This is a genomic window from Limnothrix redekei LRLZ20PSL1, from assembly GCF_043235035.1.
GTDB lineage: Bacteria > Cyanobacteriota > Cyanobacteriia > CACIAM-69d > CACIAM-69d > CACIAM-69d.
Window position 1 is genome coordinate 50,280 of sequence record NZ_JAZAQF010000021.1, and the last position, 18,543, is coordinate 68,822.

Below are 18,543 nucleotides of genomic sequence, written 5' to 3' on the forward strand. Positions count from 1 at the left end.
GTTTACTTTAGGGGAACCTAAGCAGGGATTAGAGCGTCAGTTGGCTTAACGAGCTGCCCGTAGTCCGCCGCTCGGCAAGAAGGCCATCGGGTTCACTGCACCTTTGCCCGACGGGCGAATTTCAAAATGTAGGTGGGGGCCAGTGCTGCGGCCAGTGCTGCCCATTTCTGCAATCAATTGGCCTTGGCGGACGGTTTGACCAGCACGCACCAAGAGGCGACTATTGTGGGCGTAGCGAGTCAGGCTACCATCCGGGTGACGGATATCCACCTTGTTACCGTAGCCGCCGCTATCCCAACCAGAGGTTGCCACCACACCGTCAGCCGCCGCCACAACCGGCGTACCCACAGGGGCAGCAATATCAATACCTCGGTGCATCCGACCCCAGCGCCAGCCATAGCCCGAGGTTAGAATGCCTTGGCTCGGCCAGATGTAGCCGCGCATGGTCTGGGGCTGTGCGCCCGGTAAATAAGCCGAGGGATCCGACAGGGGCGGCAGTTGTGGCGAAACACTGGCATTGAGCAGCGTTTGCACGCGGGGATTACGGGCGTTCAGCGGTTCGGAAGCGGCTGCAATCAGTTGGCTGCGGCGCGGATCCGCCTCTGGCATCGGTTGGCTCAGAGCCAGCGGGCGATCGCTCAAGGGCGCAGAAGGCGGCTGCACAGCTACGGTTGCCGCCTGATTGGTCACGGTGCTGGCTTGGCTGGCGGCCACGGCGGTGGCGGCGGCCGGAGCCAACAGGCTGATTGCACCGCTGCGGCTCGACTCGCCGGTTTGGTTTTGGTAGCGGGCTTGCAAGGTCTGGATTTCAGCTCGCAAACCGTCAATGTAGGGGCTATAGCGTGGGCTGGCTAAGTCGCTGCTGGCTGTCCCCTGCTGGAGGCGGCTGCTGGCAGTGGGCACGTCGGTAGCGCCAGCCAGGGATTGAGCAGTGGCGGCATGGCTCAGAAGATTGACAGCACCACCGCCGGCTTCTTCCGTTGCAACTGTCCGGGCGGCCGCGGCACTCACGGGCACAGCCGGGCGATCGAGGCGCTGCGTGGGAACCGCAACGGCCGTGAGCCGATAGTCAGCGGCGGTGGGGATGCTAACCACCAAGTCGTTGGCAGTGGGGGTCACCGCATCTGCAGAAGCACGCTCAGCCGTAGTCGCCGGTTGCAGTGCAACGGTCTCTTCGGTGCGCTGGGTCGTGGGACTCTCTGCTGATTCAGTGGTTGGTTGCGGTTCCAGGGCCAGCAGCTCGATCGCCTCGGTGGTGGAACCCAGGAGGTTTCCGGTGTTCGCCGCCAGCGATTGCAGTGCTTGGCTCAGTCGCTCGCTCTGGGCCTGCAAGCGATCAATGCTCCGTATAGCAGCGGCATCGGCCAGCAGGTCGATCGTGTTGGGCGAAGAAGGGGCTTCCGCGAAGGGAACTTCAGTCACAGCAGGACTGTTGGCGCTAGGCGACTCGGCTGCAGTGGCCGAAGCATCAATCACAACCGCCGCTTCAGGGGCAACCGCAGCCGCTTCAACCTGGTTTTCCGGGAGGGCTGGGATCCGGCTGCGATCAAGGGTGATTGCTGTGGGCTGGCCGTTGGCTTCGCTTTCGCCGTCAGCCAGGGGGGCAGAAAATTGCTCGGAATTCGCTTCAGCCGTTGTCTGACTCGTTTCGACGGTGGGCGCGCTCAAGGTCGCCGTTTCCACTTCGGCGGTGATTGGCTCGATCGCGCTGACAACGGTGCGTTGGGGAATGCTGCGGGCTGGAATGGTGAGTTGTTGACCAGCGCTCAGGACAGCATCAATCGACAGGTGGTTCGCCGCCGCCAGGGCTTCAGGCGCAACATCGTATTGGCGGGCAATGGTCGCGATCGTGTCGTTGGCTTGAACCGTATGGGTCTTGCTGGTGGCCGCCGCCACGGTTTGGCTACTGAGGGACGGAGCCTGGTTGGGTTCTGCCGCAATCGCGTGGTCGCCTTGGCGGGGCAACAGCAACCCTGTTGCACCCATTGAGATTGCCAACCCTAGCGTCGCGATCGAGGCGCGGGTCTTCCGACTAGTCTCCGTGGGAGCTTGTTGGTACTGTTCGGTCATCGCACGATGTGGATTGTTGGTCATTGGGGCGCTGGCAACTCAGCAGTCAGCAAGCCTTGGGCTGGTAAACCACAGAACTCGCCTCGACTCTGGTCGGGGGCGGGGTGCTCAATCGTTGATTGCCCATTGGACTGCGATTGAATCAGCCTTGCCGTCCCAAGCGCCTTGGATGGCTAGATCACCGCTCAGGTGCGACGCGGCGGCCAGCGATAAGCTCGGTTAGACCGGGGTCTTAATACGAGTTAAGGCTTAGGCAAGACTACCCTGCTTTTGTGGTTTAGGCAAGTTTAACCAGATTGGCAACTGATTTGTGACAGTTTCGGTATTTGTTTTCTTGATGAATATTGGAACTTCCGATGATGTTTTGCCGTTCAGGATTGCGCCCCTTATTTGATCATCATTTTTCCAAAATTCTTTTCCAGACAGACTTTCAGGCGATCAAGCCATTGACAACGAGGATCGGATTATCTCCCTTTCAAGACTTAGCCGATAGGTCAGGATCACCGTCATCCTACGCTGTGTCTTGGATTGCCTAGTCAAGATTTCCAAGGGGGGAATATGTCGTTTTAGAGGCTGATGAATTAAAAAAAATGTAAAATTCGCTGCAAAATTCGGACGATTCATCAATAGGATTTTCTTATTAATCAGACTTCCAATCGCCCCTACCAAGGCGCGAAAGTCCCGCCACGTCGATCGCCCCTCAGGGGTGAAGGGCTGACTGAACCTAAGCAATCACGGCCCAGCCATGGTTAGGTTGCGATCAAGCGGCGATCGGGAGTCAGAACCCGCCTTAACCGACTCTATTGGTCTCTGACGGGCGATCGCGATCGGCTCCCATCTGCCTGGAAGGTCAAATCAGGCAATTGGCTATCCATCGGCCCCGTTAGCGCTGGGTAAGATGCGCCAATCCCAGGTGATCGCCATCCCGAGACCATCCCTGTTGCTCATTAACCCTCAGCCTCTCCATACCCAGCGCCTGTACTCGCAACAGGACTCACCCCAGCAATCCCAACTGCCGCCGAGCCTCAAACAGCCCGATCGCGGTGCTTGACGATAGGTTCAGGCTACGAACACCTGCGCAGTTCATGGGAATACGAGCAATCAGGTCACAAATTTCCAGCACCGAAGTCGGTAACCCCTCCGTTTCGCTGCCAAACAACAGCCAATCCGTAGGGGCGTAGGCGATGTGGTGATAGGACGTGCTGCCACCGCTGGAAAATCCAATCAGTCGTCCCCCGATTGAGCGGTGAAATTCGGCAAATGCCGGCCAATCGGCGTGATAGCGAAGCTTGACAAACGGCCAGTAGTCCAGCCCAGCCCGTTTGAGGTAGCGATCGGTAATTTCAAAGCCCAAAGGGCCCACCAGGTGCAGTTCCGTACCGGTGGCAGCACAGGTACGGGCAATATTGCCCGTATTGGGCGGAATTTGAGGATTAACCAGCACAATTTGTGGTTGCATGGAATTTCTTGGCGACTGAGGAACTGAGACGACGGTATTTTAGGGAAATTCACCCCAAACCGCTAAATTGAGATCGTCAAACGAACCAAGATTTTTCATCCTGATTCGCCCGCTCCGGGAAGCTGACAACTATAGATTTTTTTAATCACTGACCGGGAATCTCGATTGATTATCAAAAATAATTTAAAACTCGCTAAATATCACAATTATCAATCATTAATTGCGATTGAAAAACATAATCAATCGTGAATCGATCAAGATCGCCCCCCAGGAATTCCCAAGGAAACTTCCCCAGGAAAACAGCAGCCCCGGCCAACCCTGTTTTGCCCGTCCAACCTCGATTGGATCAGGGCCCCGGCCCGCTGCCACGAACGACAACCCGCGATCGCCCCTTGAGCGGGCCCACTTGAGCCGGCCCAACAGCTGTGTTCGACAATACATATATATGGATGTGTACAGAGATGCCGACAAACACGCCGCACCGTCCCACGGCGATCCACAGCACCTCGCATGACTCGGTATCCTGAAAGGTCGGGCTTTATGGGCTTTGAGCGGTGGGGCACATTTTGATCGCCGCTGCCAAGTCGCCTAGGTCAAAATCATACCCCCCAATAGCTTGCGATACCGATAGCCCAGTTCGGCGGCAATTCGAGGATGGTTTGCCAAATCTGGGTCGGTGTTGATCAAATCCTCAGCGGCCGATCGCGCCAAGTTCAACACATCGCGATCGTCTACCAAGCTGGCCAGGGCAAAATCCGGCAAACCCGATTGGCGCGTGCCCAACACTTCACCGGGGCCACGAAACCGCATATCCATTTCTGAAATAAAAAAGCCATCCTGAGATTGGGCCAACACCTCTAGCCGCTGGCTGGCTTCCGGGCTTTTGCTGGTGTTCATCAACAAACAAAAAGACTGAGCTGCCCCCCGCCCCACCCGACCGCGCAACTGGTGTAACTGAGACAAGCCAAAGCGCTCTGCATGTTCAATCACCATCACCGTGGCGTTGGGCACATCCACCCCCACTTCAATCACCGTGGTGGACACCAAAATTTGGGTTTGGTTTTGCCGAAATTGCTCGATCGCCCGGTCTTTATCGGCCGAACCCATGCGCCCATGGAGCAAACCCACCTGAAACTCTGGAAACACCACCTCAGAGAGGTATTGATATTCCTCGATCGCGGATTTTAAATCGAGCTTTTCCGACTCCTCCACCAGCGGCAACACCACGTAAACCTGGCGACCTTGGGCAATTTCTCGGCGCATCAGGTCATGGGCCGCCGGGCGATCACCCGATCGCAGCACCGTGGTTTGAATCGCCTGCCGACCGGGCGGCAACTCGTCAATCTGACTCACATCCAAATCCCCATGGATCGTCAGTGCCAAGGTGCGCGGAATCGGCGTGGCAGTCATGGTCAACACATGGGGCTGAAATCCCTTTTGTTGCAGCTTGGCCCGCTGTTGCACCCCAAACCGGTGCTGCTCATCAATCACCGCCAGGCCCAAACGGGAAAATTCCACCTTGTCTTGGATCAGGGCATGGGTTCCCACCAACAAGGGCAACTCTCCCGTTTGCAATTGGGCATGGATGGCGCGCCGTTTTTTAGCTCCCGTTGAACCCGTCAGCAACTCCACAGGCAAGTGCAACAGGTTAAACCAACCCACAATTTTTCGGTAATGTTGCTCCGCCAGCACTTCCGTGGGAGCCATCAGGGCCGCCTGGTAGCCCGCTTGGATGGCCGCCAGGATGGTGATCACGGCCACGACGGTTTTTCCGGATCCCACATCCCCTTGCACCAGACGGTTCATGGGGGTGGGCCGTTGTAAATCTTCCAGAATTTCGCCCACCACGCGCTTTTGGGCCCCGGTCAGTTCAAAGGGCAACACCTGGTGAAATTGGTCAATCAGAGGGCCGGTGGTGGCCAACACCACGCTGGTTTCCTGGCGTTTTTGCTGCGATCGCCGCTGGAGCAATCCCAACTGGAGGTAGAAAAATTCATCGAAAATCAACCGCCGTCGGGCCGCCGCCAACTGATCATCGTCGGCGGGAAAATGCACTTGGGCGATCGCGTCGGCAATTTTGATCAGGTTGTAGCGTTCACGAAAGGTACGGGGCAAGGCTTCCGGCACTTGGCTGGCGGCAGGCAACACAGCCAAGACCGATCGCCGCACCAAATCCGCCGTCACCCCTTCCGTGAGAGCATAGACCGGCACGACCCGCCCCACCGTTAAGGAGGCGATCGTCCCGTCGGCGCTGTCGATTACTTCCAAATCGGGATTGTCGAGCGTAATGCCGTATTTATCTTGCTTCACCAGGCCGGACGCGGCCACCAGTGTGCCCGAGGAGTAAAGACTCTGTTGGCTCTTCTGCCAGGCGATCGAACTAAAGCGGGTTCCTGCAAAAAACTTGCTAATTCGCACTTGGCCCGTGCGATCGCGCAGAATCAGTTCAAAAATCGTGAGCTTTGAGTTTTTGGGGCTGGTGAAGCAATTACAGCGCTTGACCGTCCCCACAATCGTCACTGTTTCGCCCCCTTCCAAGTCGCGGATATTCACCTGGCGGGCGTAATCGATATAGTCGCGAGGGTAATGGCACAGCAAATCCTGCACCGTCAACAGCCCCAACTTGGCCAACCGCCCCCCCGATCGCGTCCCGATCGCCCGCACCTGCGACAGGGGCAGATCCAAAGTCAGCGATCGGGCAATGGTTGCCGGTTGCAGTTGGTTCAAATCCTTGGTTTTTGGGCGCTTGGGCGATCGGGGGGCCGCCTCTGGAGCCGCGGCCTCGGCGATCGCCCCCTCGCAGGCACGCTGCACCTGGTGCAAAAACTGCCGCGTGTTCACCACAATCCGCTTGCGTTGGGCCAAGTCCAAATGGGGATATTCCGCAAACTGGGCCGCTGTTTCTCGCCACCGCCGTCGATCGCTCGCAGACAATCCTTGGGGCGGCCGGCCAAACTGCAGACACAAAAATTCACTGAATCGATATTCCCGCCCAGCCAAATCCCCAAAGCCCCGTTCCGCTTCCACAGCCAGGGCCTTTTGCAAACGAATCCAGTCGGGTAGATCAGACAAGGTGAGAGCTAGGGCGATCGAGTGTCTGTTGTCCGTCGTGCCAACAGTAGTTCCAACGAAAGTTCCAACGAACGTATTTTGCGGGAAATTATTCAGGTTGAGAAGCTGGATACCAAATTTCCAGAGTCCCCGGCGGCTCTTTATCTAACAACTTGAGTAAAGGAATGAGCTGAATATCACTCCATGCGCCTTGGTTGACTAAATTTTTAATCCGCTTCGCCTTCGCCATATCTTCTTCATAAAAGAATCGCACTTGAATTTCTGACTGGGGAAAATAATTCTGAATTTTCTCTGGCGGAACAACTTGATCCACAACCAAATTGCTTACCCTCAAAACCGATGCCCCATCATCCCTTAACTTACTCATGAGGGCCGTTGCATCGTTGCGTTGCTTCTCTGAAGAAATATGGATATAGATCGTACTGTCAATTAACGACTCCTTAGATCCATGATTGATCGTAGAGATCGAAGGAGTTGGTGTCACAGCAATATTAGCTTTCACTGAGGATGTGGGAGATGGCGTGGCAACACTTCCATCTCCAAAAAGCTTATCCCAATTGCCTAAAACCGAAGTAATGACAATACCAAGGAACGTGATTATTGCTAAAATAATCTGAGTTAGCAAGCCCAATTTTTCATTACCACTGCTCATAACACCTCCACTAGAGAATTGAATTATTTTCGTGAATTGAATATTTTTAAGATCAAGCACAGAGAGATTTGTAGAGAAAAATCGCAACTTTGATTGAAATTATTGAGCTAAATTTTGTTAAGATATTTTTTTAAATTATTCGAGATTATTCAGAATTTTAAAAATTACTTTCGTCCATGAATCATCCATAATTATAGCTTTAACAAACAATAGAGCCATAGTCATTTAACAAAAATATCTAAAGCTCAATAACATTTCCTTGACTTTCTGAAAGTCATGGACATTTTTAAAACAAAGCAATATTCTCGGTGGTTACCAACCCCTTTCAAGAATGTCTTGATTGTACTCCAATCAAAAATTTGGTCTTTCTTGATGAATTTGGTACGGTTGAAATTGTTGACCAACGCACTAATCGCCTGCTTACTCGTCTGAGCTGCCTATGTCTCCTGAAACTGCCACCCCCACGACTGCTCAACCAGCCAAGACAGTGCCCCTACGCGCAACCGGCATCGACCCCAACCATTGGTATGTGGTGGCGAGCGATCGGGAAGTCACTCGCCAGCCGCTGGGCGTGGAACTTTGGGGGCGGGCAATTGTGCTTTACCGCGACACCCAAGGGCAAGTGCAAGCCCTAGAGGATTGCTGTCCCCACCGACTGGTGAAGTTGTCGGATGGGCGCGTGGTGGGCGATCGGATCGAGTGTATGTACCACGGTTGGCAGTTCGACCATGCTGGGGCCTGCGTAGATGTGCCCTACCTGGGAGATAACCAAAAGCTGCCCACTTGCCGAATTCGTACCTACCCGGTGCGGGAATTGGATGGGTTCATTTGGCTATGGCCAGGGGAATTGCAACCGGGACAGGTGCTGCCGAAACCGATGGGATTGCCGGAATGGAGCCATTTAAACTACATCGCTTCCATGACCACGATCGATTGTCAGGGGCATTTTTCTTTTCTGATCGAAAACCTGATGGATATGTACCATGGGCATTTGCATCAGGACTACCAGGCTTGGGCTTCCGCAAAGTTGGAGCAGCTCACCGAATCACCCGATCGAGTCGATGCTCTCTACGAAGCCCAAAGCTACTACCGAATTGACAAAATTTGGGCGGTGGCGCAACTGTTTATCCCCGCCATGCGCAAACTACACCCGGAACCGCTCCGGGTGAGCTATGTCTATCCCCACTGGGCTTCTAGCTTGGGCCAAGAGTTCAAGATTTATTGCCTGTTTTGTCCTGTCAGCGCCACCCGTACCCGGGCCTATTTGGTGCATTTCACCTCCCTTCACGCCTTTGGGCGGTTGCATCAGTTGCCGGTGGGATTCCGCCAGTGGGTGAAAGATCGGATGTTTAATGCGGCGGCCAAGTTGCTGGAAGGGTTGGTGGAGCAAGATGTGTTGATGATTGAGCAGGAGCAGCGATCGTTTGAAGCGGATCCTCACCGCAAGGGGCCAGAACTGAATCCCGCGATCGCGGCAGTGCAGCGCCTCATTCGATCGCGGGGTCAATCAACCACCGCTGGGCTGGCCCATGAATGATTAGGAGTGAGTGGGAGTGATTAGGCGTAATCAGGCGTAATTAACCGTAATTAATCGACCGTTGATTAACCCATCATTCAAAAACAGCATGGGCCGGAATCGCGCAATGTTCAGGGCGATCGCGCAAGGAAACGGGGAACTATGGCAAAGTTTGCTGGCTTAGGCCGCGATCGGGTCTTGATGCGGATTGTTTTCCTAACGTCCCCGATCGCGCCCTTGGGTTCCTTGCTTGCCCCAGCTCATGCGACTCGAACAGTTACAGGCCTTCCTCGCGATCGCGGATACCGGTAGTTTCCAGGCCGCCGCTAAGCGTTGCGGAGTCACCCAATCCACCATCAGCCGCCAACTTCAGAGCCTGGAGTCTACCCTGGGGCTAGCCCTGATTCGTCGCAGCACCCCCATCCAGCTCACTCTTGCTGGCAACCAACTGTTACCCCACGCCCGCCGAATGGTGCAGGAGTGGGACTTGGCAAATCGGGCGATCGCCAACCTGCGCGAAGGGCAACAACCGGAACTCTGCATCGCCGCCATTCACTCTGTTTGCGCCTACCGACTGCCCGCCATTTTGCAGGACTTTATCCAAACCTATCCCCAAGTGCAGTTACGGGTGACGGCCTTGGGCAGCGATCGATCGCTCAAGGTGTTGCGCGATGGGCTAGTTGATGTGGCCGTGGTCATGAATAACCGGTTTTTGACCAATAACACCGATTGGGTGGTGGATTCCCTCTATAAGGAACCCGTGGTGGCCCTTGTCAGCGCATCCCATCCCCTCGCCAACCATGGGCAAGTGTCCTGGCTGGATCTGGGGGAATATCCCCACGTCGTGTTCAAGGATGGCTACGGAATGCAGCGGTTGGTGCAGGAACAGTTTGCCCGCGAGGGAATTACCCTGCGGGTTGCCTTGGAGTTGAACACCCTCGATGCCTTTCGGGGAGTTGTCCGCCAGGGAAAATGCGTGGCCCTTTTGCCAGAGTCGGCCGTGCTGGAGGCAAAGGAGGATCCAGGTTTGCGAGTGTTACCGCTGGCGGATCCATCGATCGAGCGGGAAGTGGTGTTGGTGACCACGCGCGATCGACTGCAATTACAACCCATCAGCTATTTCCGACAGTTGGTGCAAGCCACCCTCCATCAACAAGCCTTGCTCCCCAACCGCCCATTGGCCAAGTGAACACGGGCGATCGGCCTGGACTCGTGCGTTTTGCAAAGACCGCTGATGAGCAGCGATGAACCCGTTATCTTTCCTCGATCGACCGGGGACTTGACGGGGACTTGAGCAAAGCAAACACAAGGCGCGATCGTCCCTGTCGCCCGTGCTAGCCTACGGGAAACTGCTGTTTTTGGTCCCGATCGCCCTTGGCCACCATGGTTTTGCTCCTCCTTCAGCCTGTTGTGGGCACAGTGCCTTCGGTTCCCAGCGCGATCGGCCTGTGGGCTGTTGTGGGAATTGATGGACTCCTCTCGATCAGCCTGCTGTGGCTGGCTTGGCAACTGTGGCAACTACGGCGCACCCTTCGGAACACCGCTCAGGGCCTGGAATCCGCCGCCCGCAGCACCCATGCCGTCCTGGGCAATGCGCCGCAAAACATCACGATCGGCCAGCGCGGCATCTATGGATTTCGCCAAACCTACCGGGCCTTTGAACCGGCCCTCGAAGCGAATCTTCAGAAAATCACCTGGGTGCTCTCCCTAATTCAACAATTCACAAAACTTCAATCTCGCATCAACCGATCTACACCCAAGCAATAGCCAATTCATGGTTCATCTGCGAGCCTTCGTCGATCCGAGTTAAATCACCGGGGCGATCGGTCAACGTGACTGGCGATGTGGCCAAAAATACCCGAGATTGGACATTAACATTACCCAATCACAGGCTCCTCAGTTTCTCTAGAGGTGCTAATTTTGCTGACTCAATGCCACAAAACCCATTCTGAGACCAGAATTCTCAGTCTTCGCCTTAGCCCCTGCCGGTGACCTCGCAACGCCTGTCGCAAAATCCAGACTCGATCGGCCTTTAAATCACCAAACCGCACAGGATTATCTCTATCGATCGCCTCGTGCCAAATTTGTGCAATTTTGACTTCAATTTATTTAATCCAGTTTTTGATCCCGACAGTTTTTGTTTATAAATCTTGTGATTTAACTTTTTGATCACTTAAGTTGATTTCAGTTAGGTCGCACGTCTACTCTTGCTCGGTGGCATCATCATGTCGGACTCTATTTTCGGTTTGCCTGAGTTTGCAGAACCCACTCCTTTCGGTGTTGTGCCAAATTCACAGCCAGCGATCGACCTCAGCCGACTGTTGCCACCCATCTTGGCCAATGGCCTTTCCACCAGCGAGCGGTTGGAACAAATCCAGCAATTACAAACCAGTAGCCTCACGGATCCGATCTTAGGTTCCGACCCACAAGCCACGATTCCAGCAGGCCGCACCCAAAATGTGCGCCGTAACCCCGCGCTGGGCAACGGCACATCCACGCCAACCGGCGATGGCGGACTGGGCGGAACCACCCCGCCGATCGACCCCTTGACCGGTGACCCACTGGATGACTCATCCACCACACCGGATGGCAGCGCTGGGGCGATCGAGCCAACGCCCACCCCGACCAGCTCACCCACCGCCCCCACGTCCCCCAGCATTCAGTTCACCTCTGGCGCTTTCACGGCCCTGAGCGCAACGGCCAGCGTTGAATTTCAATGGGATGGTGGCGGCTATAGCAATACTCAGTTAGGCATTTTTTCCCTGGAAGGAATGGAGCAATTCACGGGCGATGCCTTCCACCGAGAAGCCGCCCGCCGCGCCACCACCAACTCCCCCAGCGGTCACCTGCTGATTGATGATCGCACCGAAGGCGCAAAGTTCAGCGGCAAACTGAATCACGAAGACAACTTTAACCAAGGCCCCTTCAACGGAGTCAAAACCTTCAGCATCACTCCCGGGGCCAAATACGGCTTGATCCTGATTCCCGATGGCGCACTGGCGGACATTGCCACGGGTGCAGCACAGGCGGAGGGGTCGCGCCGTCCGCTTTATTCCATGGCCACCGCCAACCCGGATCAGCTCTTCCAAGCTGGGCAGTTGGTGGAGGCAGGTTCAGACCCAACCCGAGGCAACACCTACATTTTTGAGGATTTGCGCCTCGATCAAGGGAGCGATCGGGATTACAACGATATCGTCGTGCGGTTGCGTGGGTTTAGTGGTTCTGTCCCCTCGATCGACCAATACATCGACCCCAACAAAGACTGGCGCAAGCAAGAAGCGGGCAAGCTGTTGTTAGCTGATGCCCTGCCCTACGTCACCGTTGAGCCATCGCAACCCACCCCCACCCAGAGTCCTAGCCCTAGTCCCGCCACGGGCAACGAGCCATCCGGTAGCAGTAGCACAACCACCCCACCAACCCCAGCCCCCAGCCCAACACCACCCACCACAGAATCCCCAGCTCCCAACACTCCAGTTCCCAACACTCCAGTTCCCAGCACCACGCCCGTCATTTCGCCGCTGGGTACCTTCCCCTGGACTTACCCAACGATCGAAGACCTAGCGGCGGCAGCCATCACACCCACTAGCAAGTTTCCGATCATTGGAGTAATCGACACGGGATTTGCCCGCAGCAACCCTGACTTGGACTACAGCAAAATTGTCTGGGGCAAGGACTACATCGATAACGATGCCGATCCGTTGCTGAATCCCGGCGAGGGCAACGAACACGGCACTCACATCCTGGGTCTGATCTCTGCACTCCGCAACAATGGCGTGGGGATTGACGGACTCGCGCCCGATGCACCGATTTGGGCTGCGCGGGCTGTGGGGTCGGGCAGTTGGGCCAAGGCCTTGGTGGACTATGTGGACTACATCAAGACCAAGGGTCAAACGCGCGGGTTGGTGAACCTAAGCTTTGACCTGACCCAAAAGAATGCTGATGGCACGATTTCGACGCGCTACGAGTTCACCCCCGAAGAGCGGGTGGCGATCGAAACGGCGCGCCAAGCAGGTGTCGTCCTGGTTGTAGCGGCGGGCAACAGCGGCACGGGGGATATGTCCGTGTTGGCCCAGGCGGCTCAGGAGTTTGACAACATCATTTCGGTGGCAGCGGCGGAACAGATCGATCGCTCGGTGGCGATCGCCGATGGGGCTGCCAAAACCGACTATTCCAGCAGTGGCAAGAAGCTGACGATTAGTGCGATCGGCGGCAACGTCGGCGATGAAGTGGTATCCCTAACGGGTACAGGTGCAGGCTTGATGAGTGGTACGTCCGTAGCAGCAGCAAAAGTCACGGGTGCGGCTGCCTTGGCCTGGGCAAGTAACCCTGGTTTGAACTATTTGCAAGTCAAAGACGCTTTGACGAGAACTGCCACAGATATTGAAAATCCAGGTTATGACAGCCTCTCTGGGTATGGAATCGTTAACCCGCTCGCAGCTATATCACTGGCCAAATTAATTACGCCAGAACCCTATAAACCAGAGCCATGGTTTGCACCGGATTGGTGGAGTGGAGAAGGAACTGTTACGGCTTTGGAGCAGGCAGTCGGTCAAAATCTGCTGTACTTCTCTACTAGCGATGGATCAATCTATAAGCGCGATCTAACGACTGGAGCACAGGCCAAGGTTTTCAGTGGCTTTAGCGGTCGCTTCTTCACTGATATTGCAATCCGCTCAGATGGGAAAATCATTGGTTCAACTTTTGCGACCCTGCATGAGATTGATCCGGTCACGGGAACTGAAAAATTCATTGGTGTTTTAACTCCTAATCCAGCTCGACCCGGCCCAGCAATTTCTATTAATGCTCTGGAATTTGCTCCCAATGGCAAGCTGTATGGAGCTGATTTTGACACAGGCAACCTATATGAGGTTGATCAAACCACTGGTGACATGAAGTTCCTCGTTTCTTTAGGAGGAAACAGCAGTGGAGATTTGGTTATTGATGCTTCAGGAAAGCTCTATGCAACATTCACAAGCCGTCCCTTCAATACTGGGAATGATCGTTTAATTGCCTACGACCTGAACACGAATACAACACAGGTTTTGTCTAGCAATCTAGGCTATCGCGACTTGTATGGCTTAACCCTTTTTGAAGGCAAGCTTTTAGCCTATACTCGCTCGGGAATTCAAGTTGAGATCAATCCTGCAACAGGCATCTCGCGTCCCACGGGTCTTCGTATTCCAGTTGTAGGTGACTTGGCAGGAGCTTCCCTCCAAACATTTGATCCTCCAACAAACTCACCAACTCCTACGCCTGTTACTCCAACACCTCCTGCTGTATCTTTACCTCCCGCACCGAAGTCTGGTGAAAAAGGCGTGCCGGAAGATGGTGGCGTGTTTCGCAGCACTCATCTTAGTCAGAATGGTGTTGTTGTTCACTACTACAACAATGGATATCTAATCGTTCAGCCAAATGGTTCAGGGTTTTGGTATGGCAAAATTCAGTTGCCTAACTTTGCACCGTCCACATTTGGTATTGAGCCGATTTCTCTAACTGATCCTGATGGTGATGATGTTCTGCTACGGGCTAAGTCACTTCAGCTTGGAAGTCAGATTGGGCGAATTGGTGGACAGGATGAGCGTGATAACTATAAGTTCATTGTTCCTTCTCGTCGCCTAGTCACTTTGACCTTAAATGAAGCCTCCAATCAGGCTGAGATGATCCTGATTGATCCAGCCAATAATGCCACCGATATGGCATTTACGGATGAGGATGGGCGACGCAAAATTACCCGAATCTTGGAGCCTGGAACCTACTTCTTGTCGGTTGAGGGTTTCACTGCAAATGAACTGACCTACCGGATTGATAGCAGCCTGAGCAGCATTGAAGGGAAGTTCTTCCGGGGCTACGACGGTAACGCCTATCACATCAAGAATGGACAGCGCTTTTCGATTCCCTTTGAAAAAGTCAGGGAATATACAGGACGTACTTGGGAGCGCTTGCCTCAAGTGCCCGTTGATGACCTTGAAGGAATTCCCTATGGCGGGGTCTTTACGCCTCGTCAGCCAGCACCCCCGACCAACAGCACCCCGAGTGTTGAGACTGCAATTGCTCAGGAAGCCCAATTCATAAAATCGCTGGTTGGCGAATCAACCGGGCCGATCGCTATTGCAGGTACTTCACCCCAAGGCACGACTGGTGCATGGCAAACCTATCAAAATGGTTCGATTCACTGGACTGAGAAATATGGTGCGGTTGCCCTGTGGCTTGGGCTAAATGATGTTTATGGGCAAAATGGCGGCTCGTCTGGGTGGTTAGGATTCCCGACTCGCCGTGAGTATGAATGGGAATTTGGTAAGCGCACTGACTTTGAGGGAGGGTTTATTTTCTTCAACCCAGCCGATAACAGTGTGAGAGCTTATCGCTTGGGCGAAATGCCACAGCCAACCAAAACCAACCAGCTACCTCAACTCTCCTTCCCCAATTTCATCATGCCGAAGGGGGCGAGTTTCACACTGGGTCAGTATCGCAATGAACTAGAAATTTCTGATCCAGACGGTGATGCAATTCAGATCTACAAAATTCAAGTTGATCCGACTCAGATTGATATGCAGGGTTGGTCTGCGGAAGGTCAACCGCTGGGCACATTCCTGATGCCTGCGAGCGAGTTGGACAACGTGCGAATCTACGGTTCCGTAGTGGGGACTTACCCCATTCAGGTCAGTGCATTTGATGGCAAGGATTGGAGCGACACACACACTTTCAACCTGACCGTTAACCCAGCTGTAACCACTACAACAGGAACATCTAATCCTGGAACTTTTGGCGGTGGCAGTAATTCAGGCTCTAGCACCTGGGTGAATAGTGGAAATAACAACCCAACTGGCAATAATTCCTCTCCGACAGGCAATAATGCCACCACTACCACTACCACTACTACTACGCCTTCAGGATTTGTTAAAAATACTGCGCCTGAGGTGCGTTTTGAACTAGACAACGCAAGCCTATGGGGGGATTCCCAGGGGTATGGCTCAGACTTTGATGCTCAAATCACATGGAATCCTAATCAGCAATGGTCTCTTTTTGGCTTATCCAGTGACGTGGCGAGTGTGGAGCTAGGCTCTGTTGTGGAAGCAAGAGCATATGCCTTTTCGAGTCTAGGAACACTAGATTTAGGGCTGTCGGGTAAGTTCGGCATTTCGCTGGAAGCAGATCCGGCTAGTGGAACTTCTACTGTCAACATCAGCACAGCAAGTACAGGACAGCCATACCTATCAACTTACTTGGGTATGGGAGGGGGGGTAGGGCTAAAAGCAGGGATCAAAGCAGGTCTAACTTTATTTGGACAAGAGCTTTCTACAGAACTCAGCACTGGATTTGAAATCACGCTGGATGAATTGATTAAGAAGGCTCTTGGGTCGGTATTAGGCGTTCCGCCCGAGTTACAAAACCTCGTGGATGTAGACTTCGGACTAAGGCTGAATACCAATTACTGGCAAGGTGGATCAACTTTGAAGGCAGATGATACGGCAGGTGTCAGCGCTAGCCTTTCAGGAGTGTTGCCCCAGAAGTGGCAGGATTTCCTAGATCTCAAAATCGGGCTGTTACTGAAGCAAAAATCTGAAGCAAAGCTTCAAGGCTTTTTGTTTGATCCAGATGAAAATAGTAACAATGACAATGAATTCACTATTGGCTTAGGAAGTTCGTTAACGAAACCCTTAAGCTTCATTCCCCAATCCCTGCGAGTTCGTCCAGTGTTAGAGTTGAAGACGGAATTTTCTGTGGCTATGACTGGCTCAATGGAACTTGGTGTGGGCCAAGTTATTAAAGAGGCATTCCCGCAGGTATCCCAGAAAACAATCGGGGAAGTGATGGGCGGAATTCCTCCCAAAATCGTCCTGTCTCGAGAAATTGGAGTTCCTATACCTTCGCCGGGTGTTTTCAAGCCATTTGAGAAGACAGGGTATTGGAAGTCGATTAGCTTAGGCTAGCGCTCTCTCAACCGTATTGCTCTACACCTGTACCCGATATTGTGGCGATCGCCTCCGATCGCCTCCCCGAGCAAGACGGGCCGTTTCATAGCGCACCGGACTGGTTAATCGAGAGTCGATCGCCCGACCACAGCACCCTGGCCCTACAAACCAAAATTTTGCACTGCCTTCAAAATGGCACTCAATCAACCTGGTTAATCGACCTCGATCGCCAACAAATTTGGGTCTGGGCAGGCGATGATTTACCGAACATTTACACCGGGGGCGATCGCCTACCCATGCCAGGTTTTGATCTGAGCCTAACTGCCGCCGATATTTTTGCCCTTGCCCATCAACGCCGATAGGTGGTCATCATCTTGGGAAAATCGCGCGATCACCCTTGCTAGACTAGGGACAAAGACAACATCGCCTCAACCACCATGACATTAACCCAGCTTGATCGCGCCACTGCCCAAATCTCGCACCTGGCATGGCGCGATCGGCTAGTGTTGTTGTGGCGTATCTTCAAAACGCTATTGCCCCTAACCAGACAACATCACCCATTAACAGAACAACTATCAGATCCTCTAGTCACTTCCCCTTCTGTTGCCACACAATTGCTGAATCTGCATCATCTGTGCCAAGAAGAAGCCTATACCTTAGAAATTCCCGATCGGCGCGATCGTCCCAGTGCGTTTGAGTAGTCGTAGACGATGCTCTGTGACACCAACATTATTAGTGAATTTGCACGACCTCAGCCCAACCCAGGTGTTCTTCAGTGGATTCAGTCCGTGGATCAAATCACTATTAGCGTGATCACACTGGAGGAGATTTACTATGGGTTATCTGCTAAGCCCAACCAGAAAGTTCAACGATTCATGGAGCGGTTTTTCACAGAAAGCTGCACGATTTTACCAGTGACAGATGCGATCGCTCAGATAGCAGGAACATTGAGAGGAAGGCTCAGATTAAAAGGGCAAACCCGAACACAGTCCGATATTTTAATTGCCGCTACTGCCCAAGTTCATCAACTAATCCTAGTAACCAGAAATATTCGTGATTTTGAAGACTGCAACATTGTGACATTTAACCCGTTCTCTGGGTAATGTAGACCAACTCATTCTCATGATTCACCTCTCCGGCTATTCCAACTAAACTGGATACTAACCCACCCAATCGCCCTTGCTAGACTGGGAATCGCAGCCGATCGCTCCCGCAAGATCTGAGACAACCCTATGGCTCTGTTAACGCTGGAAATTTCCCTAGAGATTCTTTTAGAGGCGATCACCCATTGGGATCGGTATGATCGCCTGCAACTGTGGCAATTTCTCAGTGACGATCTTTTCAGCAATGTTGAAACAGAACTCGATCAATCGCCCGCCGACGATCTCCGACAATCGCTTCAAGAAATGCGATCCGGGCAAACCTTTCCCATCGAGCAACTGTGGCTGGTTACTACACCTCGGCAATGCGATCGCCCTTGCTAGACTGGAATTCATAGCCGATCGCCCCTAGCCGCCATGGTCGTCACCGTTCCCCTCAATCGGATTACTTTGCGGCCCGGCAGCGCGATGCAGCCCTGGGAGTGCCAGAGGTCTGGATTTATGCCGATGGCGTGCTCAAGACTTTTGTGCTAGATGCAGGACAGTACCAACCGCGCGATCGCGGTTTGCTGTTTCCTGATTTGGATCTGCCAGCGATCGTGGCGGCCCAACTCGCCAAGGCCCAGGCGATCGGCAGCGCCCGCACCATTCGTGAGTTTCGCCAAAGTCTCCAGTAATCTTGCGGTTTTGTCCATTCGATGGGGGAGCGATCGCCCTTGATAGACTGGGGTTTAGTTCCCCTGGTTTGCAGCGTTGCTCAC

At 53.7% G+C, this 18,543-nt stretch carries 14 protein-coding genes; 9 read left to right on the plus strand and 5 right to left on the minus strand.

Going from position 1 to position 18,543, the window contains the following annotated elements:
• Positions 1-45: 45 nt before the first annotated feature.
• From VPK24_RS03780 to VPK24_RS03795, 4 genes are all read right to left on the minus strand, one after another.
• Positions 46-2,070, minus strand: coding sequence for a LysM peptidoglycan-binding domain-containing M23 family metallopeptidase (locus VPK24_RS03780; RefSeq protein WP_393010813.1), 2,025 nt, complete (start codon positions 2,068-2,070; stop codon positions 46-48).
• A gap of 994 nt (positions 2,071-3,064) precedes the next feature.
• Entirely contained in the window at positions 3,065-3,529 is a 465-nt protein-coding gene (locus VPK24_RS03785; RefSeq protein WP_190525921.1) for a tRNA (cytidine(34)-2'-O)-methyltransferase, read from the minus strand.
• Positions 3,530-4,117: 588 nt separating this feature from the next.
• A complete protein-coding gene (gene recG / locus VPK24_RS03790; RefSeq protein WP_393010814.1) occupies positions 4,118-6,601 on the minus strand; it encodes an ATP-dependent DNA helicase RecG in 2,484 nt (827 codons plus the stop codon).
• A gap of 88 nt (positions 6,602-6,689) precedes the next feature.
• Positions 6,690-7,253 carry a hypothetical protein gene (locus VPK24_RS03795; RefSeq protein ID WP_393010815.1) on the minus strand — a complete coding sequence of 188 codons (564 nt, stop codon included), beginning with the start codon at positions 7,251-7,253 and terminating at the stop codon, positions 6,690-6,692.
• 439 nt (positions 7,254-7,692) lie between these two features.
• On the opposite strand from VPK24_RS03795, the gene VPK24_RS03800 reads away from it, so the two are divergent.
• The 3 genes from VPK24_RS03800 (at position 7,693) to VPK24_RS03810 (ending at position 10,536) form a co-directional block, all read left to right on the plus strand.
• Positions 7,693-8,790 carry an aromatic ring-hydroxylating dioxygenase subunit alpha gene (locus tag VPK24_RS03800; protein ID WP_393010816.1) on the plus strand — a complete coding sequence of 366 codons (1,098 nt, stop codon included), beginning with the start codon at positions 7,693-7,695 and terminating at the stop codon, positions 8,788-8,790.
• Between the two features lie 241 nt (positions 8,791-9,031).
• The gene (locus tag VPK24_RS03805; RefSeq protein WP_393010817.1) at positions 9,032-9,958 is read left to right on the plus strand and encodes a LysR family transcriptional regulator; all 927 of its coding nucleotides are present in this window, start codon (positions 9,032-9,034) and stop codon (positions 9,956-9,958) included.
• 194 nt (positions 9,959-10,152) lie between these two features.
• Positions 10,153-10,536: a hypothetical protein gene (locus VPK24_RS03810; protein ID WP_393010818.1), complete on the plus strand. Its 384-nt coding sequence runs from the start codon at positions 10,153-10,155 to the stop codon at positions 10,534-10,536.
• Positions 10,537-10,957: 421 nt separating this feature from the next.
• On the opposite strand, the gene VPK24_RS03815 is transcribed toward VPK24_RS03810, so the two are convergent.
• Positions 10,958-11,428: a hypothetical protein gene (locus VPK24_RS03815; RefSeq protein ID WP_393010819.1), complete on the minus strand. Its 471-nt coding sequence runs from the start codon at positions 11,426-11,428 to the stop codon at positions 10,958-10,960.
• Between the two features lie 112 nt (positions 11,429-11,540).
• On the opposite strand from VPK24_RS03815, the gene VPK24_RS03820 reads away from it, so the two are divergent.
• The 6 genes from VPK24_RS03820 (at position 11,541) to VPK24_RS03845 (ending at position 18,459) form a co-directional block, all read left to right on the plus strand.
• Positions 11,541-16,700, plus strand: a complete 5,160-nt coding sequence (locus tag VPK24_RS03820; protein ID WP_393010820.1) for a S8 family serine peptidase — start codon at positions 11,541-11,543, stop codon at positions 16,698-16,700.
• 41 nt (positions 16,701-16,741) lie between these two features.
• Positions 16,742-17,044 carry a Uma2 family endonuclease gene (locus VPK24_RS03825; RefSeq protein WP_393010821.1) on the plus strand — a complete coding sequence of 101 codons (303 nt, stop codon included), beginning with the start codon at positions 16,742-16,744 and terminating at the stop codon, positions 17,042-17,044.
• A gap of 75 nt (positions 17,045-17,119) precedes the next feature.
• Positions 17,120-17,383: a hypothetical protein gene (locus tag VPK24_RS03830; protein WP_393010822.1), complete on the plus strand. Its 264-nt coding sequence runs from the start codon at positions 17,120-17,122 to the stop codon at positions 17,381-17,383.
• Between the two features lie 9 nt (positions 17,384-17,392).
• On the plus strand, positions 17,393-17,785 hold the full coding sequence (locus VPK24_RS03835) for a type II toxin-antitoxin system VapC family toxin (protein ID WP_393010823.1): 393 nt from the start codon (positions 17,393-17,395) through the stop codon (positions 17,783-17,785).
• Between the two features lie 129 nt (positions 17,786-17,914).
• A complete protein-coding gene (locus VPK24_RS03840; RefSeq protein WP_393010824.1) occupies positions 17,915-18,166 on the plus strand; it encodes a hypothetical protein in 252 nt (83 codons plus the stop codon).
• 98 nt (positions 18,167-18,264) lie between these two features.
• A complete protein-coding gene (locus tag VPK24_RS03845; RefSeq protein ID WP_393010825.1) occupies positions 18,265-18,459 on the plus strand; it encodes a hypothetical protein in 195 nt (64 codons plus the stop codon).
• Positions 18,460-18,543 lie beyond the last annotated feature (84 nt).